At 63.2% G+C, this 24,091-nt stretch carries 24 protein-coding genes; 18 read left to right on the top strand and 6 right to left on the bottom strand.

Annotated features, from left to right (window positions below):
- The first annotated feature begins 42 nt into the window (after positions 1 to 42).
- Positions 43 to 777: a dienelactone hydrolase family protein gene (locus tag AC1Y2B_RS11820; protein ID WP_482253292.1), complete on the top strand. Its 735-nt coding sequence runs from the start codon at positions 43 to 45 to the stop codon at positions 775 to 777.
- A gap of 282 nt (positions 778 to 1,059) precedes the next feature.
- Here AC1Y2B_RS11820 and AC1Y2B_RS11825 read toward each other — a convergent pair whose 3' ends face one another.
- Both AC1Y2B_RS11825 and AC1Y2B_RS11830 read right to left on the bottom strand, forming a co-directional pair.
- The gene (locus AC1Y2B_RS11825) at positions 1,060 to 2,043 is read right to left on the bottom strand and encodes an aldose epimerase family protein (RefSeq protein WP_482253293.1); all 984 of its coding nucleotides are present in this window, start codon (positions 2,041 to 2,043) and stop codon (positions 1,060 to 1,062) included.
- Positions 2,044 to 2,094: 51 nt separating this feature from the next.
- Entirely contained in the window at positions 2,095 to 2,946 is an 852-nt protein-coding gene (locus tag AC1Y2B_RS11830) for a metal ABC transporter solute-binding protein, Zn/Mn family (RefSeq protein WP_482253294.1), read from the bottom strand.
- 68 nt (positions 2,947 to 3,014) lie between these two features.
- Here AC1Y2B_RS11830 and AC1Y2B_RS11835 point away from each other — a divergent pair, with 68 nt between their 5' ends.
- From AC1Y2B_RS11835 to AC1Y2B_RS11855, 5 genes are all read left to right on the top strand, one after another.
- The gene (locus AC1Y2B_RS11835; RefSeq protein ID WP_482253295.1) at positions 3,015 to 3,566 is read left to right on the top strand and encodes a Fur family transcriptional regulator; all 552 of its coding nucleotides are present in this window, start codon (positions 3,015 to 3,017) and stop codon (positions 3,564 to 3,566) included.
- Positions 3,563 to 4,333 (top strand): ATP-binding cassette domain-containing protein, encoded by a 771-nt coding sequence (locus AC1Y2B_RS11840; protein WP_482253328.1) that lies wholly within the window; start codon positions 3,563 to 3,565, stop codon positions 4,331 to 4,333. The genes AC1Y2B_RS11835 and AC1Y2B_RS11840 overlap by 4 nt, the downstream gene beginning before the upstream one ends.
- A complete protein-coding gene (locus AC1Y2B_RS11845) occupies positions 4,323 to 5,114 on the top strand; it encodes a metal ABC transporter permease (protein WP_482253329.1) in 792 nt (263 codons plus the stop codon). The genes AC1Y2B_RS11840 and AC1Y2B_RS11845 overlap by 11 nt, the downstream gene beginning before the upstream one ends.
- Positions 5,115 to 5,124: 10 nt before the next feature.
- Positions 5,125 to 5,454: an L-rhamnose mutarotase gene (locus AC1Y2B_RS11850; protein WP_482253296.1), complete on the top strand. Its 330-nt coding sequence runs from the start codon at positions 5,125 to 5,127 to the stop codon at positions 5,452 to 5,454.
- A 120-nt stretch (positions 5,455 to 5,574) separates the two neighbouring features.
- Positions 5,575 to 8,073 carry a GcvT family protein gene (locus AC1Y2B_RS11855; RefSeq protein ID WP_482253297.1) on the top strand — a complete coding sequence of 833 codons (2,499 nt, stop codon included), beginning with the start codon at positions 5,575 to 5,577 and terminating at the stop codon, positions 8,071 to 8,073.
- Between the two features lie 144 nt (positions 8,074 to 8,217).
- Here the strand turns inward: AC1Y2B_RS11855 and AC1Y2B_RS11860 are convergent, their stop codons facing one another.
- Positions 8,218 to 8,637 (bottom strand): hypothetical protein, encoded by a 420-nt coding sequence (locus AC1Y2B_RS11860; RefSeq protein ID WP_482253298.1) that lies wholly within the window; start codon positions 8,635 to 8,637, stop codon positions 8,218 to 8,220.
- Positions 8,637 to 8,879, bottom strand: coding sequence for a hypothetical protein (locus tag AC1Y2B_RS11865; RefSeq protein WP_482253299.1), 243 nt, complete (start codon positions 8,877 to 8,879; stop codon positions 8,637 to 8,639). The genes AC1Y2B_RS11860 and AC1Y2B_RS11865 overlap by 1 nt, the downstream gene beginning before the upstream one ends.
- A gap of 256 nt (positions 8,880 to 9,135) precedes the next feature.
- Here AC1Y2B_RS11865 and AC1Y2B_RS11870 point away from each other — a divergent pair, with 256 nt between their 5' ends.
- The 7 genes from AC1Y2B_RS11870 to AC1Y2B_RS11900 all read left to right on the top strand — a co-directional run bounded on the left by AC1Y2B_RS11870 (position 9,136) and on the right by AC1Y2B_RS11900 (position 17,362).
- A complete protein-coding gene (locus tag AC1Y2B_RS11870) occupies positions 9,136 to 10,218 on the top strand; it encodes a LacI family DNA-binding transcriptional regulator (RefSeq protein ID WP_482253300.1) in 1,083 nt (360 codons plus the stop codon).
- 3 nt (positions 10,219 to 10,221) lie between these two features.
- On the top strand, positions 10,222 to 11,478 hold the full coding sequence (locus AC1Y2B_RS11875; protein WP_482253301.1) for a sugar ABC transporter substrate-binding protein: 1,257 nt from the start codon (positions 10,222 to 10,224) through the stop codon (positions 11,476 to 11,478).
- Between the two features lie 109 nt (positions 11,479 to 11,587).
- The gene (locus AC1Y2B_RS11880; RefSeq protein WP_482253302.1) at positions 11,588 to 12,661 is read left to right on the top strand and encodes a carbohydrate ABC transporter permease; all 1,074 of its coding nucleotides are present in this window, start codon (positions 11,588 to 11,590) and stop codon (positions 12,659 to 12,661) included.
- Positions 12,661 to 13,539: a carbohydrate ABC transporter permease gene (locus AC1Y2B_RS11885; protein WP_482253303.1), complete on the top strand. Its 879-nt coding sequence runs from the start codon at positions 12,661 to 12,663 to the stop codon at positions 13,537 to 13,539. Before AC1Y2B_RS11880 ends, AC1Y2B_RS11885 begins: the two co-directional genes overlap by 1 nt.
- Positions 13,540 to 13,621: 82 nt before the next feature.
- On the top strand, positions 13,622 to 14,617 hold the full coding sequence (locus AC1Y2B_RS11890) for a levansucrase (RefSeq protein WP_482253304.1): 996 nt from the start codon (positions 13,622 to 13,624) through the stop codon (positions 14,615 to 14,617).
- 3 nt (positions 14,618 to 14,620) lie between these two features.
- A complete protein-coding gene (locus AC1Y2B_RS11895) occupies positions 14,621 to 15,682 on the top strand; it encodes an ABC transporter ATP-binding protein (RefSeq protein WP_482253305.1) in 1,062 nt (353 codons plus the stop codon).
- Between the two features lie 66 nt (positions 15,683 to 15,748).
- Entirely contained in the window at positions 15,749 to 17,362 is a 1,614-nt protein-coding gene (locus AC1Y2B_RS11900) for an alpha-amylase family glycosyl hydrolase (protein ID WP_482253306.1), read from the top strand.
- A 378-nt stretch (positions 17,363 to 17,740) separates the two neighbouring features.
- Here the strand turns inward: AC1Y2B_RS11900 and efp are convergent, their stop codons facing one another.
- On the bottom strand, positions 17,741 to 18,307 hold the full coding sequence (efp, locus tag AC1Y2B_RS11905; RefSeq protein WP_482253307.1) for an elongation factor P: 567 nt from the start codon (positions 18,305 to 18,307) through the stop codon (positions 17,741 to 17,743).
- 100 nt (positions 18,308 to 18,407) lie between these two features.
- On the opposite strand from efp, the gene epmA reads away from it, so the two are divergent.
- On the top strand, positions 18,408 to 19,457 hold the full coding sequence (epmA, locus tag AC1Y2B_RS11910; RefSeq protein WP_482253308.1) for an EF-P lysine aminoacylase EpmA: 1,050 nt from the start codon (positions 18,408 to 18,410) through the stop codon (positions 19,455 to 19,457).
- A 60-nt stretch (positions 19,458 to 19,517) separates the two neighbouring features.
- On the opposite strand, the gene AC1Y2B_RS11915 is transcribed toward epmA, so the two are convergent.
- Positions 19,518 to 20,384 carry a universal stress protein gene (locus AC1Y2B_RS11915; RefSeq protein ID WP_482253309.1) on the bottom strand — a complete coding sequence of 289 codons (867 nt, stop codon included), beginning with the start codon at positions 20,382 to 20,384 and terminating at the stop codon, positions 19,518 to 19,520.
- Between the two features lie 206 nt (positions 20,385 to 20,590).
- On the opposite strand from AC1Y2B_RS11915, the gene ccoN reads away from it, so the two are divergent.
- The 4 genes from ccoN to ccoP are packed head-to-tail and all read left to right on the top strand — an operon-like array spanning position 20,591 to position 24,076.
- A complete protein-coding gene (gene ccoN / locus AC1Y2B_RS11920) occupies positions 20,591 to 22,192 on the top strand; it encodes a cytochrome-c oxidase, cbb3-type subunit I (RefSeq protein WP_482253310.1) in 1,602 nt (533 codons plus the stop codon).
- A 12-nt stretch (positions 22,193 to 22,204) separates the two neighbouring features.
- Positions 22,205 to 22,933 (top strand): cytochrome-c oxidase, cbb3-type subunit II, encoded by a 729-nt coding sequence (ccoO, locus tag AC1Y2B_RS11925; RefSeq protein WP_482253311.1) that lies wholly within the window; start codon positions 22,205 to 22,207, stop codon positions 22,931 to 22,933.
- Between the two features lie 9 nt (positions 22,934 to 22,942).
- Complete coding sequence (locus AC1Y2B_RS11930) at positions 22,943 to 23,134, top strand: cbb3-type cytochrome c oxidase subunit 3 (protein ID WP_482253312.1); 192 nt, start codon at positions 22,943 to 22,945, stop codon at positions 23,132 to 23,134.
- Positions 23,135 to 23,137: 3 nt separating this feature from the next.
- A complete protein-coding gene (gene ccoP, locus AC1Y2B_RS11935; RefSeq protein ID WP_482253313.1) occupies positions 23,138 to 24,076 on the top strand; it encodes a cytochrome-c oxidase, cbb3-type subunit III in 939 nt (312 codons plus the stop codon).
- Positions 24,077 to 24,091: the final 15 nt, after the last annotated feature.

A 24,091-nucleotide genomic window follows, 5' to 3' on the forward strand; every position in this document is an offset into this window, starting at 1 on the left:
GCCAGACAGGCTACCTACCCGGCAGCTTCAGCGGAGGATACCATGAGCGGGCAGATCAAGCAGGTTGTGACGGCGGATGGGACGGCCCCGGTCTGGGTGTTTCACCCCGACAAGCCCTCGACCACGGGCGTCATTCTTTACATGGACGCCTTCGGGCCACGGCCGGCGATGCAGGGCATGGCGGCGCGGATGGCGGCGCTGGGTCATGTGGTGGTCTTGCCCGATTTGTTCTACCGCGCCGGGGCTTATGGGCCGTTCGACCCTCTGACCGCCTTTGGCAATGAGGTGACCCGGGGCCAGTTGATGGGCCTGATGGGGGCAACGCCGCAGGACATGACGGTGCGCGACACCGCGTCTTTCCTTGACCTGCTGGCGGCCGAGGGCGCCACCGGCGCCGTGGCCACCGTGGGCTATTGCATGGGCGGCGGCCGGGCGCTGAACGCGGCGGCGGCTTATCCTGACCGCATCAAGGCGGTGGCCAGCCTGCACGGCGGCAACCTTGCCACCGATGCGCCCGACAGCCCGCACAGCCGTGCCGCATCGATCAAGGCCCGGGTCTATGTCGGCGTGGCCGGGGTCGACCGCAGCTTCCCACCTGAGCAATCTGCCAAACTGGCCCAGTCCCTGCGCGAAGCGGAACTGAACCACATGATCGAGAATTTCGTCGGCTGCCAGCACGGCTGGTGCGTCCCCGACCACGCGGTCTATGACGCCACCGGGGCTGAACGGCATTGGCGCCGGCTGGAAGAGCTGTTTGCCGAAACCCTCGGCGCCTAAGCCAAAGACCGGGCGCTGCGCCGTCCCATCGCAGCGCCCCGACGCTCCGGCGGGGTGTCCGGGCCTGACAGACCGCTGTTCGGCGCTCTTCACGCCATGCGCCTTTGGGCCTGCACTGTGGCGTGAAAACCGCCCGGTGATTCGGCCCGTCAAGGTTAACGAAGTCCTGTAGCGCCGCGTGTAGTTACGCAAAAATGACGGAAAAACGACGCCGGCACGACCGTGACCTTGCCCCGAACTCCGCCGATTAATCCAGCGCCCGCAAGCCCTTGGCCGAAACCGTCAGGACTTTGTGAAGCGCCATTCGGTCACCTGCCGGTACGTCTCCCCCGGCTTCAGTTCGATGGACGGAAAGCCGGGATGGTTCGGCGCGTCCGGCCAGTTCTGCGCCTCGATCGCCAGACCCTCGTAGGGGCCACGGCCCGGGCGTATTGCGGCGCGGCCGTCATAGATCTGGATGCCGGGCTCGGTCGTGGCGATGGTCATCGTCAGCCCCTTTTCCCCGGTCAGCCACAACACATCCCGCAGCGCCTGCCGCCCCCCCGACAGGCAGAAGTTGTGGTCCAGCGCGGTGTCGGCCTGGGTGATCTTGCGGCCCCGGCGGAAGTCCATCTGGGTGCCGGTCACATCGGCAATTTCTCCAGTCGGCGCAAAGGTTTCCGTGGTGGGCAGATAACTTGCCGCCGCCACCTGCAGGCTGTGCCCCGCCCAGTTTTCCGAGCCGTCCATGTTCCAGTAGCTGTGGTTTGCGGCGTTGAACAGCGTCAGCGCATCGGTCGTCGCCGTCACCTCCAGCCGCAGCACATGGCCCGGATGGACGGAAAAGCGGGCCTGCACCGGACGGCTGCCGGGAAAGTTGCCCTCGCCATCGGGCAGGTCCAGCGCCAAGGTGACGCTGTTGGCATCCGCCTCGACCACATTCCAGATCTTGTGCTGCGTTCCCGCTGCACCGCAATGCAGGGTATGGATGCCACCCTGATTTTTCTCAAACGCAAAGGCCTTGCCGCCGATCACCGCCCGGCCATCGGTGAAACGGTTGACCACCGGCGCCACGAGGGAGCCGTGGTGGCGCATCTTACCCTCGTAATCCGCCAGAAGGTCAGACCCCAGGGTCAGGTCGTGACTTACCCCGTTCAGCCGCACCGATTGCAGCGTGGCGCCCTTGGTGATGACCGAGGCCGACAGATCGCCGCTGGTCAGGGTGATGCGCTTGACCTCAACCCCCGACGCGGTGGTGCCGAAGGTGGTGATGGTGGCATCTGGCATTTTCGTCTCCCTGACCTGCGCCAAAATTGGTGGCCGAGGACGCCCCCATGGTCAAGGGCTATTGGCGCAGGTCAAGAGCGCATCGGTCAGGTCTGTCATCAAAGCGGCATAGGCCCCGGGGCCCGCGCCAAGCGTCGACCCCACCGGATCCAGCGCCGGCCCGATGAACAGGTTCGTACCCTGGGCGAGGTTGGTGATCAGCGCGGGGTCATGCTGCGCCTCGGGAAAGGCGCAGGCAATGGCGCCGCTGGCCACCTTCGCACGCAGTTCGGACAGGCGGGCCGCGCCGGGGGGCGCCGCATCGCCAGCGGCCAGCCCCCCCAGATAAGGTAGGTGGAAGCTTTCCGCGAAATAGCTGTAGGCGTCGTGATGGGTGACGAAGGGTTTCTGAAGCGGCGCGAGTTTGACGGACAGACTTGCCTGCAGCATGGCAATCTGCGCCTGCGCCGCCGCAGCATTGGCCCGGTAGACGGCAGCATCGGCCGGGTCCAGCGTGGCCAGACGGTCGGCAATCAGGCTCAGCCAGACGCTGGCATTGGCCGGGTCCAGCCAGGCATGCGGGTTCACGCCGCCGTCTGCATAGTCCAACCGATGGGTGGCCGCATCGTCCAGCAGTGCCAGACTTTGCAGACCGGCGACCGAGGCGCGCGCTTCGTCCAGACCGGGGGTCAGTTCGGGGCCAACCCAGATCAGCAGCTGCGCGGCGGTCAGATCGCGCATCTGACTGGGGCGCAGTTGCAGGTCATGCTCGTCACCGCCCTTGTCCAGCAGCATGCCGGGGCTGCCCAGCGGGCCCATCACCTGTGCCACAAGGGCCGCCACCGGGGGGATGTCGGTTTCAACCTTGGGAGCCTCGGCAAGGGCCGGGGTGGTCAGAAGCAGGAAGGCGAGGAGAAGACGCATTTTGCACCTTTCGCGGCGGCGGGGGCTTCTGTAGGATGTTATATCATAACATGTCAAGCGGGTGCCCGATGCAGACCCATGATTGCCCCGGCTGTACGCAGCCCGATCTTGCCTTCGCCCCGCACGACCACACGCGCTGCGCGGGTGACGTGATGGCCCTGGCCGAGGCGCGGATGGCGGAAGGGGGCGGGCGAATGACGCCCGTCCGGCGGCGGACGCTGCAGATCTTGCTGGAGGCCCATCGGGCCTTGGGTGCCTATGACGTCTTGGAACGGCTGGCGGCCGAGGGCTATGGCAACCAACCCCCTGTCGCCTATCGCGCGCTGGAGTTCCTTGAGGAACAAGGGCTTGCACATCGCATCCGCCGCCTGAACGCCTTCACCGCCTGCATGCATCCCGGCGAGGTCCATGCCCCGGTCTTCCTGATCTGCCGCGCCTGTCATGCGGTGGCCGAAGCGCCGGGGCGGGCCGTGGGGGCCGCCTTGGCGGAGGCTGCAACCGCCGTGGGCTTCACGGTGGAGCGGGCGACGGTGGAGGCGATGGGGCTCTGTCCGGGCTGCGCGCTGGCCGCGCCTGAGGCGGATGGTGACAGGGTCGCGCCGGTGCGGGGGGTGGCCTGATGCTGCTTGCGGCCAAGGATTTGACCGTCCGTCTGGGCGGTGCCGAGGTGCTGAGCGGCGTCTCGATGGCGATAGAGCCTGGCGAGATCGTCACCATTCTGGGGCCGAACGGGTCTGGCAAAAGCACCCTGTTGCGGGCCTTGCTGGGGATGGTGGCGCCGGATGCGGGCCGGGTGACGCGGGCGCCGGGCCTGAAGATTGGCTATGTGCCGCAGAAGCTGTCGATTGATCCGAGCCTGCCCTTGTCGGTGCGCCGGTTTCTGTCGCTGCCCCATAGGGTTGGCAATGCCGAAGCGGAAGCGGCCCTCTACCGCGTGGGGATGGAGGCCAGCGGCCTGAAGCCGGTGTCCGGCCTGTCGGGCGGGCAGTTGCAGCGGGTGATGCTGGCGCGGGCGCTGTTGGGCCAACCGGGTCTGCTGGTGCTGGACGAGCCGACGCAGGGCCTGGATCAACCCGGCGAGGCGGCGTTTTATCGGCTGATCGAGGAGGTTCGGCAGGACACGGGCGCGGCGGTGCTGATGGTCAGCCATGACCTGCATGTGGTCATGGCGGCCAGTGACCGGGTGATCTGCCTCAACCACCACATCTGCTGTCAGGGCACACCTCGCGTGGTGTCGGCGGCGCCGGAGTACCGGGCGCTGTTCGGTCTGGGCACGCAAGGGGCGCTGGCGCTGTACCAGCATCGGCATGACCACAGCCATGATGCGGTGCATGACCATCATCATGACCACCATGTTGACCACAAGGGCCACAACCATGCTGGATGATTTTCTGGTCCGGGCCGGGCTGGCCGGGTTTGGCGTGTCGCTTGCGACGGGGCCGCTGGGCTCTTTTGTTCTGTGGCGCAGGATGGCCTATTTTGGGGATGCGACGGCGCATGCCGCAATCCTTGGGGTGGCCTTGGCTTTGGCGACCGATCTGCCGGTGCCCTTGGGAACCTTGGCCGTGGCGGTTGTGATGGCGGTGACCGTGGCGACTTTGGCCGCGAGGGGCTGGGCCGTGGATACCACGCTGGGGGTTCTGTCGCATGGCGCACTGGCTTTGGGGTTGGTCGCGATCAGCTTTGTGCATGGTGTGCACACCAGTCTGGAGGCCTATCTGTTCGGGGACATCCTGGCGGTGACCACGGGCGATCTGGCCTATATCTGGGGCGGGGCGGTGGCGGTGCTGGGGCTGGTGTTCTGGCGGTGGGATCGGCTTTTGACTGCGACGGTGAATGCCGATCTGGCGCAGGCCGACGGCATCAATCCCGACCGCGAGCGTCTGATCCTGACGCTGGCCTTGGCCGTGGTGGTGGCGGTTGCCTTGAAGGTGGTGGGGGCCCTGCTGATTGCCGCCATGCTGGTTATTCCGGCGGCGGCCGCGCGGGCCTTGTCGCGGGGGCCCGAGCAGATGGCGGCCTTGGCCTCTGGCATCGGGGCGTTGGCGTGCTGTGCCGGGCTGGCGCTGTCCTTGTGGCAGGACACCCCCGCAGGGCCTTCGATCGTGACGGCGGCGGCGGGTTTGTTTGCCCTCGCGGCCGTGTTTGGCAAGGTGCGGCGGCATTAGGGAGAGCGGGATGCAGCGCTACGGCATGGTGGTCGGGGTCAACCCCGAGAAGAAGGCGGAGTATATCCGGTTGCATGCGGCCGTCTGGCCGGATGTGCTGCGGATGATCACGGAATGCAACATCTGCAACTACTCGATCTATCTGAAAGAGCCAGAGAATCTGATGTTCTCTTATTACGAATACCATGGCACGAACTATGCCGCCGACATGGCGAAGATGGCGGCGGACCCGACCACACAGAAGTGGTGGGCGGTCTGCATGCCCTGTCAGGCGCCATTGGAGACGCGCAAACCCGGCGAATGGTGGGCGGAAATGCCGGAGATTTTCCACCTCGACTGACCCGCTCTGCCGCATTTCGCGCATCATGTCGTTTTCGGCCAACAAGTGTCGGGGCGTATTGCCCGTTTGGGGCCGGATGCGGCACATAAGGGGCCAAACCTATTTGCGGAGTCGGTCCCCATGAAAACTCACGTCAAAGCGCTGGTCGTCGGCGGCGGCGCCGTAGGCAACGGCATTGCCTATCACCTTGCCAAAGCCGGCTGGGATACCATGCTGGTGGAGCGGGACGAGCTGACCTCGGGTTCGACCTGGCATGCGGCGGGGCTGCTGCCCTTGTTCAACATGGGCTACGCCACCACCCATATCCACAAATACTCGGTCGATTTCTACAAGGGGCTGGAGGCTGAGACGGGCTTGAATCCGGGCTTCTATGTCGTCGGAAACCTGCGGATGGCGCAGCGCCAAGAGCGGATGGACGAATACATGCTGTATTCGTCGGTGGCTGAAACCGCGGGCGTGTACCACGAATTCCTCAGCCCGAAAGAGATCAAGGACCGCTGGCCGCTGGTGCGGACCGATGATCTGATCGGTGCCCTTTACCACCCGCAGGATGGCTACATCAACCCGGCTGACGTGACGCAGGCCATGGCCAAAGGCGCGCGGCAGTTGGGTGCCACGATCGAGCGGAAGATTCAGGTCGATGGCTATCGCTGGACCGGGTCTGAGTGGATCGTCTCGGCCACGCGGATGCATGAAGTGGGCGGGCGGCTGGTGCCCTCGGACGAGAAGTTCGAGATTCACGCAGAACATGTCGTCACCGCGACGGGCAACCATGCGCAGCGCACGGCGAAACTTCTGGGCATCAAGATCCCGGCAATCCCGGTGGAACACCAGTATATCGTGACCGAACCGGACCCGATGCTGGTGGAATATCGCAAGACCCATCCGCAGCACCCGGTCCTGCGCGATGCGGATGCCAAGTGGTATGTCCGCGAGGAGCGTGGCGGCTGGATTCTGGGGCCCTATGAGATGAACGCCCCGGCGCGGTTCCTGTATGATGTGCCGGAGGCCTTCCGGGCTGACCTGTTCCCCTTGGATCTGGAGCGGATCGAAGCGGAATACATGTCGATGATCCACCGGTTGCCGTCGTCGGAAACCGTGGGGCTGAAGGACGATTACAACGGCCCGATCTGCTACACGCCGGATGGCAACCCGCTGGTCGGGCCTGCTCCGGGTTTGCGCAACATGTGGCTGGCGGAGGGCTTCTCGTTCGGCATCACGGCGGCGGGCGGCACCGGTTATTACCTTGCGCAAATGATGGTCAATGGGGAGGCCGAGATCGACATGGCTTCCTTGGACCCCAAGCGTTACGGGTCTTGGATGACCACCGAATACGCGGCGCGCAAGAATGAGGAGTGCTACAACCACGTCTTCATCCTGCACCACCCCGATGAAGAGCGTGAAGCTTGCCGCCCGCTGCGCACCGCGCCGGTCTATGACCGTCAGAAGGCTTTGGGGGCGCAGTTCGGTCAGGTGAATGGCTGGGAGCGGCCGATTTATTACGGGCCGAAGGATGCGCCGGCAGATTTCGACCACAACGCGCGCAGCTTCCGACGCGGGGCCTGGTGGCAGTATGCGGTGGACGAGGCCAAGGCGATCCGCGAGACGGCCGGGTTGATCGATGCCACCGCCTTCACCAAGCACATCGTGCGCGGACCGGGGGCGACGGCGTTCCTCGATTGGTTCACCTGCAACACGCTGCCGAAGGTTGGCCGCATCAACCTGACCTATGCGCTGACGCCGCAAGGGACGACGCGGACGGAATATACGATCGTTCGCAATGGCGAGAATGACTACTATCTGGTCAGCGCCGGGGCCTGGACGGCCTACGACGCCGATTACCTGAAGAAGTGCGCCGAGGACTTCATGGGCAAGGGTGGCGGCTATATCGACATCCATGACGTGACGACACAGTGGGGGGTCTTTGCGCTGGCCGGACCGAATTCGCGCAAGATCCTGGCGGAACTGATCAAGGATGCCGAGCCGGAAACCGCCTTGTCAAACAAGCGCTTCCCCTGGCTATCGGCCCGCAAGATCGAGTTGGGGATGTGCCCGGTTAATGCGATCCGCGTGGCTTACACCGGCGAACTCGGCTGGGAACTGCATCACCCGATCGAGATGCAACGCTACCTTTGGGAGCAACTGCTGAAGGCCGGTGAGAAGCATGGGATGAAGCTGGTCGGCGCACGGGCGCAGAACTGGCTGCGGCAGGAGAAATCCTACCGGGCGTTTGGCAACGAGCTGGGACGTGATGCATCGCCTTTGGAGGCAGCTTTGGACCGGTTTGTGGACCTGAAGAAGGACTTCCAGGGCAAGGAGGCCATGTTGGCCATCGGGGTGCGGTCCAAGTGCTGCACCCTTCTGATCGACGGGCCTTCGGACACCGATCCTTGGGGCAAGGAAGCGCTGCTGCTGAATGGCGAGAAGATTGGCCGTCTGACCTCGGGTGGCTATTCGGTGGCCTTCGGCAAACAGATCGGCATGGGCTATGTGCGGCCGGATCTGGCGGACGTGGGAACCAGGCTGAAGGTGCGGATCAACCGCGAGCTTTGGGATGCGGTGGTGGTGGAGGACAGTCCGTTCGATCCTTCCAACGCGCGCATCCGGATCGACGGCTGAAATCTTGGCTGGCGTCCGGGGGTTTCACACCCCCGGACCCCCGTGGAGTATTTCCAAAGGAGCAAATGGGGGCGGCGGGACCTGCACCCCATTTGCATTGAATAAAGGTTGGGGCGGCCGGGGGATGACGGCCGCCCCGTTTCTTCAGGCGGCCTCGCGCGTATCGGTGATCACCAGCGCGCAGGCGATGCAAGCCTCGGGACCGGCTTGGTCGTACCAGCGGCAGGTGGCGCGGATGGGGCAGGGTTGCAGGGCCTGTTGGGGAGCAATGCCCTGTTCTGCCATGGAACTCATCACGCGTTCGATCACGCCGCAGCTGTGGCCTGTCCACTGGCTGCAGCCTTTGGTTTGACAAGGGCTGGTGAAGCGCATCCGTGCCTCGGGTGCGCCTTTGGCCCTTGCGGCCTGAAGAAATTCTGCGTCGACCTGCATCAGAAGCCGCAGGTTGGCGATGCGTCCGTCCGGCCCCAGCACACCCAGCAGTCCGGCGCCCGGTTCTGCGGGGGCCGACGGGCAGGCGTATTGGTCAGACCGGGCGGCGGGGGGTGTGCCGCCCGATCCCATCACATGCGACCTGCGGTTTGCAGCAGGCCACGGCCGAGCGCTTTTTCGCCCTCCAGCAGCGCCTCGAAATCCTGCCGCAGGATGAAGCCCCACCAGTCGCGCGGGAAGCGCAGGACATAGGGCTTTTCGGTGTGCAGGTTGGCGATGTGGCTCAGAGCGACCTTCTGGATATCGGCGTTGAGCGCCGCCTGAGCTTCCTTGGACAGGGCAACATCGCCCAGATCGACGACGAAACGAGTCATGACAGTCTCCATTTCAAAAATGCAGCGCAGTCCTTCGGTTGCGCCGGTTCAGGCTAGGAGGGACCGGCGTTAAACACGAATGAAAGAGGTGTTAAGGGGCGTCAAAAGCCAGGAGGCGGGGTAAACCCGGTTTCGCCCTGACCTCTACCATTCACGAAACTGTTGACGAATCGCCGCGGATTCCTCTATGACACCGATGACATGACACCGGTGTCATAACCGAACATGTCGGGCGCCATGGCGCCGAGGGGGGGAGATGGCTACGATTTACGATGTCGCTCGCATTGCGGGCGTCTCGGCCAAAACGGTCAGCCGTGTGCTGAACGGCGACGCCCCGGTGGGAAAAGCCACGCGCGAGGCGGTTGAGTCGGCGATGGCGCAACTGGATTATGTGCCGTCCAACGCCGCAAGGATGATGCGCAGCCAAAGGTCGGGGCTGATCGGGCTGATCACCGGCGCCATCTCGATGTCACCAGAGCCGAACCAGCCGGCGGGCCTGCCGGAACTATTCATCGTGCAGGGCATCCAGAAATCCCTCGCCAATTCCGGCATGACGCTGATGATCGCCGATACCGGCGGCGTGGTGGAGAAGGCCGCGCCGCTGATCGACACCTTCCTGCGGCATCGGGTGGAGGGGCTGATCTGCGTGGCCGAGTATCACCAGAAGGTTTCGCTTCCCGTGATTTCCGATGGGACGCCGATGGTGCTGGCCAATTGCTTTGATGATCGCGGCACGCCCGCCATTCTGCCCGATGACCGGCGCGGCCAGCATGATCTGGTGGCCAGACTGATCGCGGCGGGCCATCGCCGGATCGGCTATCTGACCCTGCGGCCCGAAATCGCCGCCGGACCGCTGCGCCGTGACGGCTATCGGTCCGCGCTCACCGAGGCTGGCATCGCCTATGATGCGGCGCTGGTCGAGAATTGCGATCTTGAGGGGCGCGAGGGGGAAACCCAATTGCTGTGGGAGGCGATCGACCGCATGCTGCGCATGGCCCACCCGCCGACCGTCTTTTGCTGTGGCAACGACAAGATGGCATTGCGCGTCTATGGCATCCTGCGCTCGATGGGTCGCAAGGTGCCGACCGAGGTTTCGGTCGCTGGATACGACAATTACCGTGTCATCGCCGAGACGCTGTATCCGCCGCTCACCACGGTGGACCTTCCCTATACCGCCATGGGCGTGCGCGCAGCGCAGCGTCTGATGGCGCTGATTTCCGGGGAAACCCGGGAAGACAAAGGCCCCACGCTGGTTGCGGGGCCGGTCTACTGGCGGGATTCAGTCACAGAACTGCGGCCCGCAAACGTATCTCAACTGAAATCCGTCAAGGAGGAGTGACCCATGAAACATCTCAAGTGGTCCGTCGCGACCATCGCACTGATCGGCTGGGGCGGCATCGCCTCGGCCACCGAAACCCTGACCATGTGGTACCATGGCGCGGGCAACGAGGTCGAAAGCAAGATCATCAACCAGATCATCACCGACTTCAATGCCAGCCAGACCGACTGGAAGGTCGAGCTGCAATCCTTCCCGCAAGCCGCCTACAATGACAGCGTCACTGCGGGTGCGCTGGCCGGCAACCTGCCCGACATTCTGGACGTCGACGGGCCGAACATGCCGAACTGGGCCTGGTCGGGCTTCATGCAGCCCCTGCAGATCGACGAAAGCAAGATCGCCAACTTCCTGCCCGGCACCAAGGGCGTCTACAATGGCAAGCTCTATTCCATCGGCCTGTGGGACGCTGCCATCTCGCTGGTGTCGCGCAAGTCGATCCTGGACGAACTGAAGCTGCGTACGCCCACGCTGGACAAGCCGTGGACCGGTGACGAGTTCGAAGCCGCGCTGAAGGCAGCCAAGGATTCGGGCAAGTTCAAGTTCGCGCTTGACCTTGGGACGGCGTGGAAAGGCGAATGGTATCCCTACGCCTTCTCGCCCTTCCTGCAATCGTTCGGCGGCGACATCATCGACCGTTCCTCCTATTCTACGGCCGAGGGCGCTTTGAACGGCGACGCGGCACAGGCTTGGGGCAAGTGGTGGCAGCACCTGTTCAAGGACGGCTATGCGCAAGCCACCCAAGATCCGGCTGACCGCGACAATGGGTTCAACACGGGCGAGTATGCCTTCTCGTGGAACGGCAACTGGGCGGCTTTGGGCACCCTGAAGGCCTATTCCGACACCGTATTCCTGCCGGCGCCGGACTTCGGCAAGGGCCCGAAGATTGGTGCGGCGTCCTGGCAGTTCGGCGTGTCGGCCAAGTCGGCCCACCCCGATGGCGCGTCCAAGTTCATCGAGTTTGCGCTGCAGGACAAGTATCTGGCTGACTTCTCCAACGGCATCGGCCTGATCCCGGCGACGACCACTGCCGCCGCCAATGTCGACAACTATAAAGCGGGCGGCCCGATGGCCGTGTTCTTCGACTATTCGAACAAGGAAGGCCTCGTCCGTCCGGTCACCCCGGGCTATGTCGTTGAATCCAAAGTGTTCGAGAAGGCCGCGACCGATATCGCCGCCGGTGCCGACGTGGCTGCCACGTTGGACGCCGCTGTCGACGAAATCAACGCTGACATCGCCAAGAACAAGGGCTACGCCGCCCACTAACGACGGTACCCGGGGGCTGCTCCCCCCTCGGGTGACCTTTCGGGGGCGGTTCGCGCCGCCCCCAACCCCACCCGCTTCCCCCTCCTCCAGCTTCCAAAGTGAGGCCGCGATGGCATCGAAATTCACCAGATCGAACGGAACCGGATGGCTGATGGCAGGACCTGCCGCCTTCCTGATCTTCTGCTTCGTGATCCTGCCCTTCGTCTCGGCAATTGCGCTGTCCTTCACCAACCAGCGCCTTGTCTCCCCCAACCCGACCGAATTCACCGGGCTGGACAATTACAGCCAGCTTCTGGGCATGGGCGTTCTGCATCTTGACCCGGTCAAGGATGACGCCGGTCAAGTGACGCTGGATGACGCTGGCCAGCCCAAGCTGCCCGAATTGCGCAGCTATACCCGCCACAACAAGGATTATCCGCAGCTGGATGGCATGCGAGAGCTGTTCTCCTTCGCCTCGGGGGAGGGGCGGACATTTGTGCTGGCCCGCGATGTGGTCTTCATCAAGGCCATCATCAACACCTTCATCTTCGTGATCGTCGTGGCCCCGGTGCAGGGCGGTCTGGCCCTTGGTCTGGCGCTGCTGATCAACCAAAGGCTGCGGGGCATCAATGTGTTCCGCACGATCTATTTCATGCCGGTCGTGGTTTCCATCGTCGTGGTCTCGCTCTTGTGGCGGTTCATCTATGACGGGCAATCGGGCCTGTTGAACAACATGCTGAGTGCGATCAGCTTCGGCGCGATTCCGCATATCGACTGGCTGGGCAACGCTTCAACCTCGCTGGGTGCCATCATTGCGATGTCGGTCTGGCAGGCGGTGGGTTTTCATATGGTGATCTGGCTGTCCGGCCTGCAAACCATCTCGCCCACGCTTTATGAGGCGGCGGCGATCGAGGGGTCGTCGAAGTGGCAGACCTTCCGCTACATCACCTGGCCGGGCCTCAGGAACACAGCCGTTCTGGTGCTGGTGGTGATCACCATGCAAGCTTTCGGGTTGTTCGCGCAGATTGACGTGATGACCAAGGGCGGACCTTTGGACAGCACGCAGACCATCGTCTTCCAGGCCATCCAGCGCGGCTATGGCAAGCAGGACATCTCGGGCGGTTCCGCCATCTCGGTCATCCTGTTCGTGATCGTCCTGTCGGTATCGCTCATCCAACGCTGGCTCACGCGGGAGAAGGTGTGATGGCAACGATAACCTCTGACAATCACGGGCTGCGGCTGGTGGTGCGCTATGCGGTTCTTACCCTGATCGCCATCATCTTCATCTTCCCCCTGGTCTTCATGCTGATCTCCTCGCTGAAGCCGGATGCGCAACTGCTGGCGGACACCTCCAGCCTGAAGGCCTTCCTGCCGGTGGGGGATATTTCCTTCAACAACTACTCCGCCGCCTTCAAACGGGCGCCGGTTGGTTTGTTCATCCTGAATTCGGTGATCGTGACCGGGGTGACGGTGGTGCTGTCGCTGTTGGTCTGCTCCTCCGCCGCCTTCGTCTTCGTCTTCGTGAACTGGAAGGGCCGTGACCTGGTCCTGTCGATCATCCTCGCCACCCTGATCGTCCCGTTCGAGACCATCGCGATTCCACTGCTGCTGATCGCCTCCAAGCTGCCGTGGATCGGGATGGATGGGCTGACCTGGGGCTGGCTGAACAGCTATCATGTCCAGATCATCCCCTTCATCGCCGACGGCCTGACGATCTACCTTTTCGTGCAATACTTCAAAGACCTGCCCGGAGAGCTGATCGAGGCCGCCCGCGTCGAAGGTGCCAGCTGGTTCGCCATCTACCGCCGCATCGTGATGCCGCTGGCCGGCCCGGTTTTGGCCACGGCGGCGATCCTGAAGTTCCTCGCCATGTACAACCAGTACCTCTGGCCCCTGATGGTCGTGCAAGAGGAAGGCTACCGCCCAGTCATGGTCGGCCTGCAATACTTCTTCCAGCTCAACGTCGTCTGGGGTGAAGTCATGGCCTACCTCAGCATGATCACCCTGCCGGTTCTGGCCTTCTACCTCTACCTGCAAAAGGCCTTCATCGCCTCCATCGCATCAACGGGCGTGAAGGGCTGACCCCTTCCCCCAATTCATCTGTTCACAAATATCCCGGGGGTCCGGGGGCAGCGCCCCCGGCCGTCGGAGAAGGAACCCGCACATGGTCATCGCAATCGACGGAAAATGGATCTGGGACAGCTGGTACGCCAAAGAGGGCGACACCTACCACGGCTTCTTCCTGCAAGCCTCCACCAGCCTGATCGACCCTGATTTGCGCCACCTGAACGTGACCCAAGGCCACGCGACCTCGAAAGATCTGGTGAACTGGACGCATCTGGGCACCATGTTCGCGCCGCAAAAGAACGGTCCGGCCTGGGATGACAGCACGACCTGGACCGGCTCGGTGGTGCAGGATGGCAAGGGCCATTGGCACCTGTTCTACACGGGCACGACCTTGGCCGAGAAATCGCTGTATCAGCGCATCGGCCACGCCACCTCCACCGACCTGCATTCGTGGCAGCGTGTGGGTGATGGGCTTGCTCTCGACATCACTGGCCCCAATGCCGACACTTACGAGAAAGACCACATGGTCGGCCATTGGCACGACCGCGCCATGCGCGACCCTTGGGTGATGAAGGACCCGGACTCGGACGGCTGGTTGATGTACTTCACCGCCCGGGCCCCCGGCATCCCGGAACCCAACGCCGGCGGCGCCATCGGCTTTGCCACCTCGCCCGACCTTTACACCTGGACCCTGCGTCCGCCCGTCTTCACCGGCGGCATGGGCCAACTTGAGGTGCCGCAGGTCTTCAAGCGGGGCGACAACTGGTACTGTCTCTTCTGCACCTCTGGCCACCAGTGGTCGGAACAATATCGCCGCACCAACCCCGAAAGCCCGGTCACCGGCAACCACTACCTCATCGCCGACCATCCGCGCGGCCCTTGGCGGCTCGCCCCCGGCCCGTTCTTTGACGGCGCCGAGCCCTGCCAGCGCTACGCCGCCCGCATCGTCGAAACGCCCGAGGGTCTGGTGATCCTTGGTTTCGCCGACGGTGGCAAGGACAAGTTCGGCGGCTATGTCATGGATCCCGAACCCGTCGTCATCGGCCCCGATGGCCTACTGCACGTTCAACCCCTAGCCAAAGCCGCGGAGTAGAAAATGGCCGCCATCACCCTGAAGGGCCTCAAGAAAAGCTACGGCACCGCCCATGTCATCAAGGGCGTGGATATCGACATCGACGACGGCGAGTTTGTCGTCTTCGTCGGCCCCTCGGGCTGCGGCAAATCCACCCTGCTGCGGATGATTGCCGGGCTGGAGGATATCACCTCGGGCGATCTGACCATTGGCGGCAAACGGGTGAATGAGTTGCCGCCCAAGGATCGCGGCGTTGCCATGGTCTTCCAAAGCTACGCCATCTTCCCGCACATGACCGTGCGCGAGAACGTGGCCTTTGGCCTGACCATCGCCGGCGCCTCCAAGACCGAGAAAGACGAAAAGGTCGCCGAGGCCGCCCGCATCCTGCAGATGGAACATCTGCTGGAGCGCCGCCCCAGCCAGCTGTCCGGCGGTCAGCGTCAGCGCGTCGCGATCGGTCGGGCGATTGTCAGGAAACCGCAGGTTTTCCTGTTCGACGAACCGCTCTCGAACCTCGACGCCGCGCTGCGCATGGACATGCGACTGGAGATTGGAAAGCTGCACCAACAGCTTGGCGCGACGATGATCTACGTGACCCACGATCAGGTCGAGGCGATGACCCTGGCCGACAAGATCGTCGTCCTGAAGGACGGCCTTGTGCAGCAGATCGGTTCGCCCATGGAACTGTACCACAGCCCGGCCAACCTGTTCGTGGCGGGCTTCCTCGGCTCGCCCTCGATGAACTTCCTCGATGTCGACGTGAAGGGCGTCAGCGGCAACAGGATCCTCGTTTCCAACGCCGCCCTCGACCCGGTGGAAATCGCCGCAAAGACCCCGGGCTACACGGTCGGCGGCAAGGCCAAGCTGGGCATACGACCGCAATACCTGACCCCGGTCGAGGCGGGCGGCATGCTCCATGGCCGTGTCGCCCTGACGGAGCGGCTGGGTGCCGAGACGGTGGTGGAGCTGACCATGGGCGATGGCAACCGACTGATCGCCGCGCTGGCGCGCGATGCCGTCTTCCCGATCGGCGCGGAGTTGGGGCTGACTTTCGATCCGGCGCAGACGCATATTTTCCCGGTCTGAAAGCGGTTTGAATCACCCGACGCGCCGCCTTATGCTATGTCCGAATCCGGATTAGGGGAGATGGACATGGCGGAATGGTGGCGCGGCTCGGTGACCTATCAGGTCTATCCCCGGTCGTTTCAGGACGACAACGGCGACGGCGTGGGTGACCTGCCGGGCATCACCCGGCGGCTGGACCATATCGCCGATCTGGGCTGCGACGCGGTCTGGCTTTCGCCCATCTTCACCTCGCCGATGAAGGACATGGGCTATGATGTGTCCGACTACAAGAACGTCGACCCGGTCTTCGGCACGCTGGCGGATTTCGACGCCCTCGTGGCGCGGGCGCATGATTTGGGCCTGAAGGTCATCATCGACCAGGTGCTGAACCACTGCTCGGACAAGCACCCCTTCTTTGCCGAAAGCCGCAAGGACCGCACCAACCCGAAGGCCGACTGGTTCATCTGGGAAGACCCCAACCACGACGGCACCCCGCCGAACAATTGGCTCTCCGTCTTCGGTGGCCCGGCGTGGCAATGGGATGCGCGGCGCAAGCAATACTACATGCACTCGTTCCTGGTGGAACAGCCAGAACTGAATTTCCGCAATCCTGACGTGGTCGAGTACATGGAAGGCGTCCTGCGCTTCTGGCTGGACCGCGGTGTCGATGGCTTCCGCTTCGACACGGTGAACTACTTCTACAAGGACGCCCTGCTGCGCAACGACCCCGCCGACTACCGGGTGAAGGCCGAGCCCGAGGGCAACCCCTATGGCATGCAGTACCACATCTTCTCCAAGAACCAGCCCGAGAACCTTGGCTGGATGGAGCGCATCCGCCGCGTGATGGACGACTACCCCGGCACCTCCACCGTGGGCGAAATGGGCGAGGCGCACCACGCCATCGCCATGATGGGCCAATACACGGCGCCGGGTCGCCTGCACCAGTGCTATTCCTTCGAGATGATGGGCTACGACTATTCCGCCGCCTTCTTCCGCAGCCGGATATCCGATTTCTTCACCGGCGCTCCGAACGGCTGGCCGATGTGGGCGTTTTCCAACCACGATGTGGTGCGCCACGCCACCCGTTGGGCGAAACATGGGGTGAGCCAAGACGCCTTGGCCAAGCAGGCCGGCGCCCTGTTGCTGAGCTTCCAGGGCTCGATCTGCCTCTGGGAGGGCGAGGAAATCGGCCAGACCGACACCCAGCTTGATCTTGAGGAACTGACCGATCCGCAAGGCATCAACTTCTGGCCTGAACCCATCGGCCGCGACAACACCCGCACGCCGATGGTCTGGGATGCCTCGCCCAATGGCGGCTTCAGCACCGGTAAGCCCTGGCTGCCGGTCAAAGCCCCGCAACTGGCGCGCAATGTGGCCAGCCAAAAGGGCGTGGCCGGCTCCGTGCTGGAGACGTACCGTGGGTTGTTGGCCTTCCGCAAAGCCTCCAATGCCCTGCTTGAAGGCAAGACCGTCTTCCACGACCTGCCCGAACCCCTGCTCGCCTTCACCCGCGAAGCTGACGGCGACGCGGTACTTTGCGTCTTCAACCTGTCGCCAGCTCCCCAAACCCTCACCGCCGAAGGCGTCGGGGCCCCCGCGGCCGTGTCGCTGGGCGCTGCGCTGAAGGGCAACAGCCTGATCCTCGCCCCGAATGCCGCGGCCTTCCTGCCGGTGACGGGCGAAGTGAAACTAACCGCCTGACACCCCTCCACCTACCCGGTCTCCCGTCCCACGGCGGGGGGCCGTCTGCCCCCCGCGCCCCCCGAGAGTATTTTCAAAGGAGCAAATGGGGCCGGGTAACGAGTTCTTAACCTAGCATCTATAGCTTGGCTTGTGCCGTACAGGGAGGAGTCCCGATGGCGGCAAGGAGCAAGTCGCGCCGATTGGTGGGCCGTGCAGAAAATAGCTGTGCCGCCGCCGATCGGGGCGCATCTCTTGCATTTGCTCCTTGCGAAATACTCCAGGGTCCGGGGCTGGCCCCGGGAGCGTTGCAGCAGGCAATCGTTTCACGGCCGTCCGTGAAAACACAAAAGCCGGGGGCTCGATGCCCCCGGCTTTTGTTCATCCGGAACAGAAGTATCAGTCCTTGGCGCGTTCCTGATAGGTGAAATCTTCGGTGTTGATGATGATCTTGGTGCCGGCGCCAATATGCGGCGGCACCAGCACGCGAAGGCCGTTCGTGCAGATCGCGGGCTTGTAGGACGAGGAGGCGGTCTGGCCCTTGGTCACCGGTTCAGTTTCGGCAATTTCCACCACGGCCTTTTGCGGCAGGGTGATCGCGATGGCGACACCGTCGAAGGTCTGGACGTAGGCTTTCACGCCCTCACCCAGGAAAACCTTGCCTTCGCCCACGACCTCTTCGGACACGGTGATCTGATCGTAGCTCAGCGGTTCCATGAAGTGGAAGCCTTCCGAGTCTTCATAAAGGAAGTCGTATTCCCGCTCATCCACAGTGGCCTTCTCGACCATCTCGGTCGTGCGCCAGCGTTCGGCCACCTTCACACCGTCGGAAATGCGGCGCATGTCGACTGAAGTCGTCGGCGTGCCTTTGCCGGGGTGGTAGCTTTCGGCCTTCAGGACGACATAAAGCTTGTTGTCCAACTCGACGATGTTGCCCTTGCGGAGCGAGGATGCGATGACCTTCACGTGACGGATTCCTTGTTTCCCTGGGCCCCGGTCGCTAAGGAGAGGCCGTATCGGCGCAGCCTTTACCCCTATTTTCCGCAAATCGCCAGAGAGAAGCAGCATGAACCAATCGCAGCATCGGGCGCCGTGGTGGGCGCGGGACCGTCACACCGACCGCAGGCCCGCCCTTCTGGCCCGCAACCGGATTCAATCCGGTCTGCGCCAATGGTTTGCCGCGCGGGAGTTTCTGGAAATCGACCCCGCCGCCCTGCAGATCAGCCCTGGCAACGAGGCGCATCTGCACGGCTTTGTCACCCAAGCCATCGGCAACGATGGGGAACCGCGCACGATGTATCTGCACACCTCACCTGAATTCGCCATGAAGAAATTGTTGGCGGCTGGTGAGCCGCGAATCTTTGCCTTGACGCATGTCTGGCGCAACCGCGAACGCGGGGTCCGCCACTCGCCCGAGTTCACTATGCTGGAATGGTACCGCGTGGGCGAGGACTACACGCAGTTGATGCAGGATGCCGTGGATCTGATGCAAATGGCCTGCCAAGCCGCCGGGACCACGGACCTGCGACACCGTGATCTGATCTGCGACCCTTTTGCCGAACCAGAGCGCTTGGGCCTGGTAGAGGCCTTGGCCCGCTATGCCGGGGTCGATCTTCTTGCCACGCTCCATCCCGATGGTGCGACGGATCGGTCAGCACTGGCCGCCCAGCTTCCGGCCCTCGGCTTGAGGGTGGCGGAAGATGATACCTGGTCCGATCTTCTGTCCCGCGTGCTGGTGGCGCAGGTGGAGCCGCACCTGGGGCTGGGACGTCCGACGATCCTGGACCGCTACCCTGCCGCCGAAGCAGCCCTGGCGCGGCGGGCCCCGGATGACGCGCGCCTGGCAGAGCGGTTCGAGCTTTATGCCTGCGGCGTTGAACTGGCGAACGGTTTTGGCGAACTGACCAACCCGGAGGAGCAACGCCTGAGGTTTCAGGCCGAGATGGACGAAAAGGAGCGCGTCTATGGCGAGCGCTATCCCTTGGACGAGGATTTCCTTGCTGCGCTGGCCCATATGCCTGCAGCGTCTGGGATTGCCTTGGGATTTGACCGCCTTGTCATGCTGGCCACCCATGCGCCCCGGATCGACGATGTGATCTGGACGCCGGTGGCCTGAACGCAACGCAAAGGGCGCGAACCTTGCGGTCCGCGCCATTCAGTCGACAATGGCCTGAGGTCAATGGGCCATCAGCACCGGGATGACCGCGTTCTCCAGCGCGGCCCGCGTCGCCCCTCCCAGAACCGCTTCGCGCAGGCGCGAGTGGCCATAGGCACCCATGACCATCAGATCGCAGCCCTCTTCCAGGGCATGCCGGGCCAGCACCTCGGAAATCTTCGGCATGGTCTTGGCCAGAACCGAGACCTGCGCCTTGACGCCATGCCGGACGAGGTATTGGCACAAAAGTCCACCCGGATCGGACCGTTCCGGTCCGCGGGCCGGCGGATCAACCACGGTCACATCGACCAGATCGGCGCGTTTCAGCAACGGCAAGGCGCGCTTGACGGCGGCCAGCGCCTCGGTGCTTTGGTTCCATGCCAACAGGATGCGGCGCGGATTTGGCAGGCTTTTCAACTTGTCAGTCTTGCCCAGAAGCGTTTCGGGGATGATCAGCACCGGGGCGCGACCTTCGAACAGCGCGGCCTCGATCACGGCCTCGGACTGATAGCCCTGGCCGCCGCTGTAGGGGCGGTTCTGCACCACCAGATCGACAAAGCTGGCCGCGTTGCCCACGACCGCTGTCAGGCTGCCCATTTCGGCCACCACGGTTTCAACGCTGAAGCGCAGGCCCGGATCCACCTCTGACAGGGCCTTGGTTGCCGCATCGGCCGCTGCGCGGGCGTCCGCCTCGGCGCGTTCCAGCGAGAATTCGGTCAGGACTGCGCCAGCACCAATGTAGGAATAGCCCACCTGCGTCTGATCCACCCCAAGGGCCAGCACATCCAGATGCGCATCAAAGCCCATCGCCAATTGCGCCGCCGCGAGGATCGAGGCCTCGGCCGTGGCGGGGTTCGTCACGATGGTCAGTATGGATTTGTAGCTCATCTTCGCCTCCGAAGTTCGGGAATGTCTTACCATGTCAGTCCACACCCTGTGGCGCATTGATCCGGATCATCCGGCTCATCACGTGCTGTTGATATGGATCAAGGCGTCGGCTCGCTGCACCTGCAAAACCAGACCCGTCAGAAACCTTGTTCGGGGTGCGTCGAGTCGCACAACGATTGAGGTCAAGGGACGAAGGGACAAGAAAAATGTGGGACTACGCCAAATTGATCGTGCTGGCGGCAGTGGGGCTTCTTGCCGCCATCGCCGCCAATTATGCGCATGATCTTCCCTATATGGTCAACGCCATAGAAGTGGCGATCGCTGCGACGATCACCTTCATCTATGTGTTGCGCCATGTCGGCGAAGACAAGACGACCAACCCCAACGAATATCAGGACGGGGTGATCCGGGCCGGGGTCATTGCGACTTCGTTCTGGGGTGTTGTGGGCTTTCTGGTGGGGGTCGTCATCGCCTCCCAACTGGCATTTCCGTCGCTCGACCTGGGCAACTACACCGATGGCATCCTGAACTTCGGCCGGTTGCGGCCCTTGCACACCTCGGCGGTGATCTTCGCCTTCGGGGGCAACGCGTTGATCATGAGCGCGTTCTATGTCGTGCAGCGCACCAGCGCCGCGCGGCTGTGGGGCGGCAATCTGGGCTGGTTCGTGTTCTGGGGCTGGCAGCTGATGATCGTGCTGGCGGCGTCTTCCTACGTTCTGGGCGGCACCGAGGGCAAGGAATATGCCGAGACCGTCTGGTACATCGACTTGTGGATCACCGTGGTCTGGGTTGCCTTCCTGCTGGTCTTCATCGGGACGCTGGTCAAGCGTCGTGAACCGCACATCTACGTGGCCAACTGGTTCTACCTGTCGATGATCGTGACGGTGGCCATGCTGCACCTTGTGAACAACGCAGCCATCCCGGTTTCGATCCTGGGCTCTTTGTCGGTGCCGGTCTACTCGGGCGTGCAGGACGCCATGGTGCAGTGGTGGTATGGCCACAATGCCGTGGGCTTCTTCCTGACGGCAGGCTTCCTGGGCATGATGTACTACTTCGTGCCCAAGCAGGTCGAACGTCCGGTCTACAGCTACAAGCTGTCGATCATCCACTTCTGGGCGCTGATCTTCCTGTATATCTGGGCTGGTCCGCACCACCTGCACTACACCGCGCTTCCAGATTGGGCTTCGACGCTGGGCATGGTCTTCTCTGTCATGCTGTGGATGCCGTCGTGGGGTGGCATGATCAACGGCCTGATGACCCTGTCGGGCGCCTGGGACAAGCTGCGCACGGATCCGGTCGTGCGGATGATGGTGATTGCCATCGGCTTCTACGGCATGTCGACCTTTGAAGGTCCGGTCATGTCGATCAAGGAAGTCAACTCGCTGAGCCACTATACGGACTGGACCATCGGCCACGTGCACTCGGGCGCCTTGGGCTGGAACGGGATGATCACCTTCTCGGTGCTTTACTTCCTGACGCCCCGCCTGTGGAACCGCGAGACGTTGTACAGCCTCAAGCTGGTCAGCTGGCACTTCTGGCTGGCGACGATCGGGATCGTGCTTTACGCGGCCTCGATGTGGGTATCGGGCATCATGGAAGGCCTGATGTGGCGCGAAGTGGATGCGAACGGGTTCCTGGTGAACGCCTTCGCCGACACGGTGGCTGCCAAGTTCCCGATGAATGTGGTTCGCGGACTGGGTGGGGCGATGTACCTGACCGGCGCGCTGATCATGGTCTACAATCTCTGGATGACGGTGCGTGCACAGCCCCAAAGGGCCGCTGCCTACGCCGGCGTCCCGGCTGAATAAGGAGCTGGGAACATGGCTTTTCTCGACAAACACAAGATCATCGAAAAGAACGCCACCCTGCTTCTGGTGCTGTCCTTCCTGGTCGTGACGATTGGCGGTCTGGTGCAGATCGTACCGCTGTTCTACCTGCAAAACACCATCGAGAACGTGCAGGGCATGCGGCCCTATACACCCCTGGAACTGGCTGGGCGTGACATCTACATCCGTGAAGGGTGCTATGTCTGTCACAGCCAGATGATCCGCCCCATGCGGGACGAGGTTGAACGCTATGGCCACTACTCGCTGGCGGCGGAGTCGGAATACGACCACCCGTTCCAGTGGGGATCCAAGCGGACCGGGCCGGATCTGGCGCGCGTCGGCGGCAAGTACTCGAACTCGTGGCAAGTTGACCACCTGTCGAACCCCGAAGCGATCGTGCCGGAATCCGTGATGCCGAAATACGCCTTCCTGGCCACCACGCCGATTGATCCGCAATATATCGCGGACGAAATGAAGACCCATCGCATGGTCGGCGTGCCCTACACGGATGACGACATCACCAACGCCAAGGCGGACTTCGCGGCGCAAGCCAATCCGGATGGCGACAGCAGCGGCCTGATCAAGCGCTATGGCAACAAGGTGACCGTCGCCAACTTCGACGGCCAATCCGGCCTGACCGAGATGGATGCTCTGGTGGCCTATCTGCAAATGTTGGGCACGCTGGTCGACTTCTCGACCTTCACGCCCGATGCGTCGCGGTAAGGGGGGAACATGGAACTTTACACATTCCTGCGTCAGATGGCCGACAGTTGGGCGCTTCTGGCATTGACCGTGTTCTTCGTGGGCGCAGCCGCCTGGGCCTTCCGGCCCGGCAGCAAGCTGATCCATCAGGATGCGGCCAACCTGATCTTCCAGAATGACAAAAAACCCGGGCCCGTGCCCGGACCTTCGAAGGAGGCCTGAGCGATGTGTGCCAAGCCAATCAAGGAAGACCCCAAGGACAAAGTCGGCACCACCGGCCACTCCTGGGATGGAATTGAAGAGCTGAACAACCCGCTGCCGCGGTGGTGGGTCTGGATCTTCTACCTCACGATCGTCTTCGCCATCGGATACACCGTTCTGTATCCGGCTTGGCCGATGATCCATGGCGCCACACCCGGTGTCCTGGGCTGGTCGACCCGGGCCGATGTCGAGAAAGACATCAAGGCGTTTGACGATCTGAACGCGCCGATCAAAGCCAAGCTGGTGGCCGCCGACCTGACCGCCATCGAAGGTGATGCAAACCTCAAGGCCTATGCGATGGAGGCCGGCAAGTCGATCTTCGCCAACAACTGCGCGCCGTGCCACGGGGCAGGGGCTGCGGGTGTGCAGGGCAAGGGCTATCCGAACCTGCTGGACAACGACTGGCTCTATGGTGGGACGATTGACGCGATTCACGCCACGATCACGCATGGTGTCCGCAACACGGTTGACCCCGATGCGCGCAACGTGGGCATCTACATGCCGGCCTGGTCGGACAAGGCCACGGGCGCCTTGGCTGACGTTGCCACCGCCAAGCTGACGGACGAGCAAGTTGGTCAGGTTGTCAACTATGTCCTGAAGCTTTCGGGCCAGAAGGCAGATGACGCCAAGGCCACCGCCGGTGCGCAAATATTCACCGACAACTGCGCGGCCTGCCATAATCCCGACGGCAAGGGCAACCGTGACATGGGGGCTCCGAACCTGACGGACGCCATTTGGCTGTACGGCGGCGACGAGGCCACGCTGACCCAAACCGTCCTGCATGGTCGCGGGGGTGTCATGCCCAGCTGGGGCTTCGCCCCCGCCGGCAGCAAGCCGCGCCTGAGCGAAGACCAAATCCGCGCCGTGGCTGTCTATGTGCACAGCCTCGGCGGTGGCGAGTAACACCGAGCTATGGCG

This window comes from Stagnihabitans sp. (assembly GCF_964946895.1).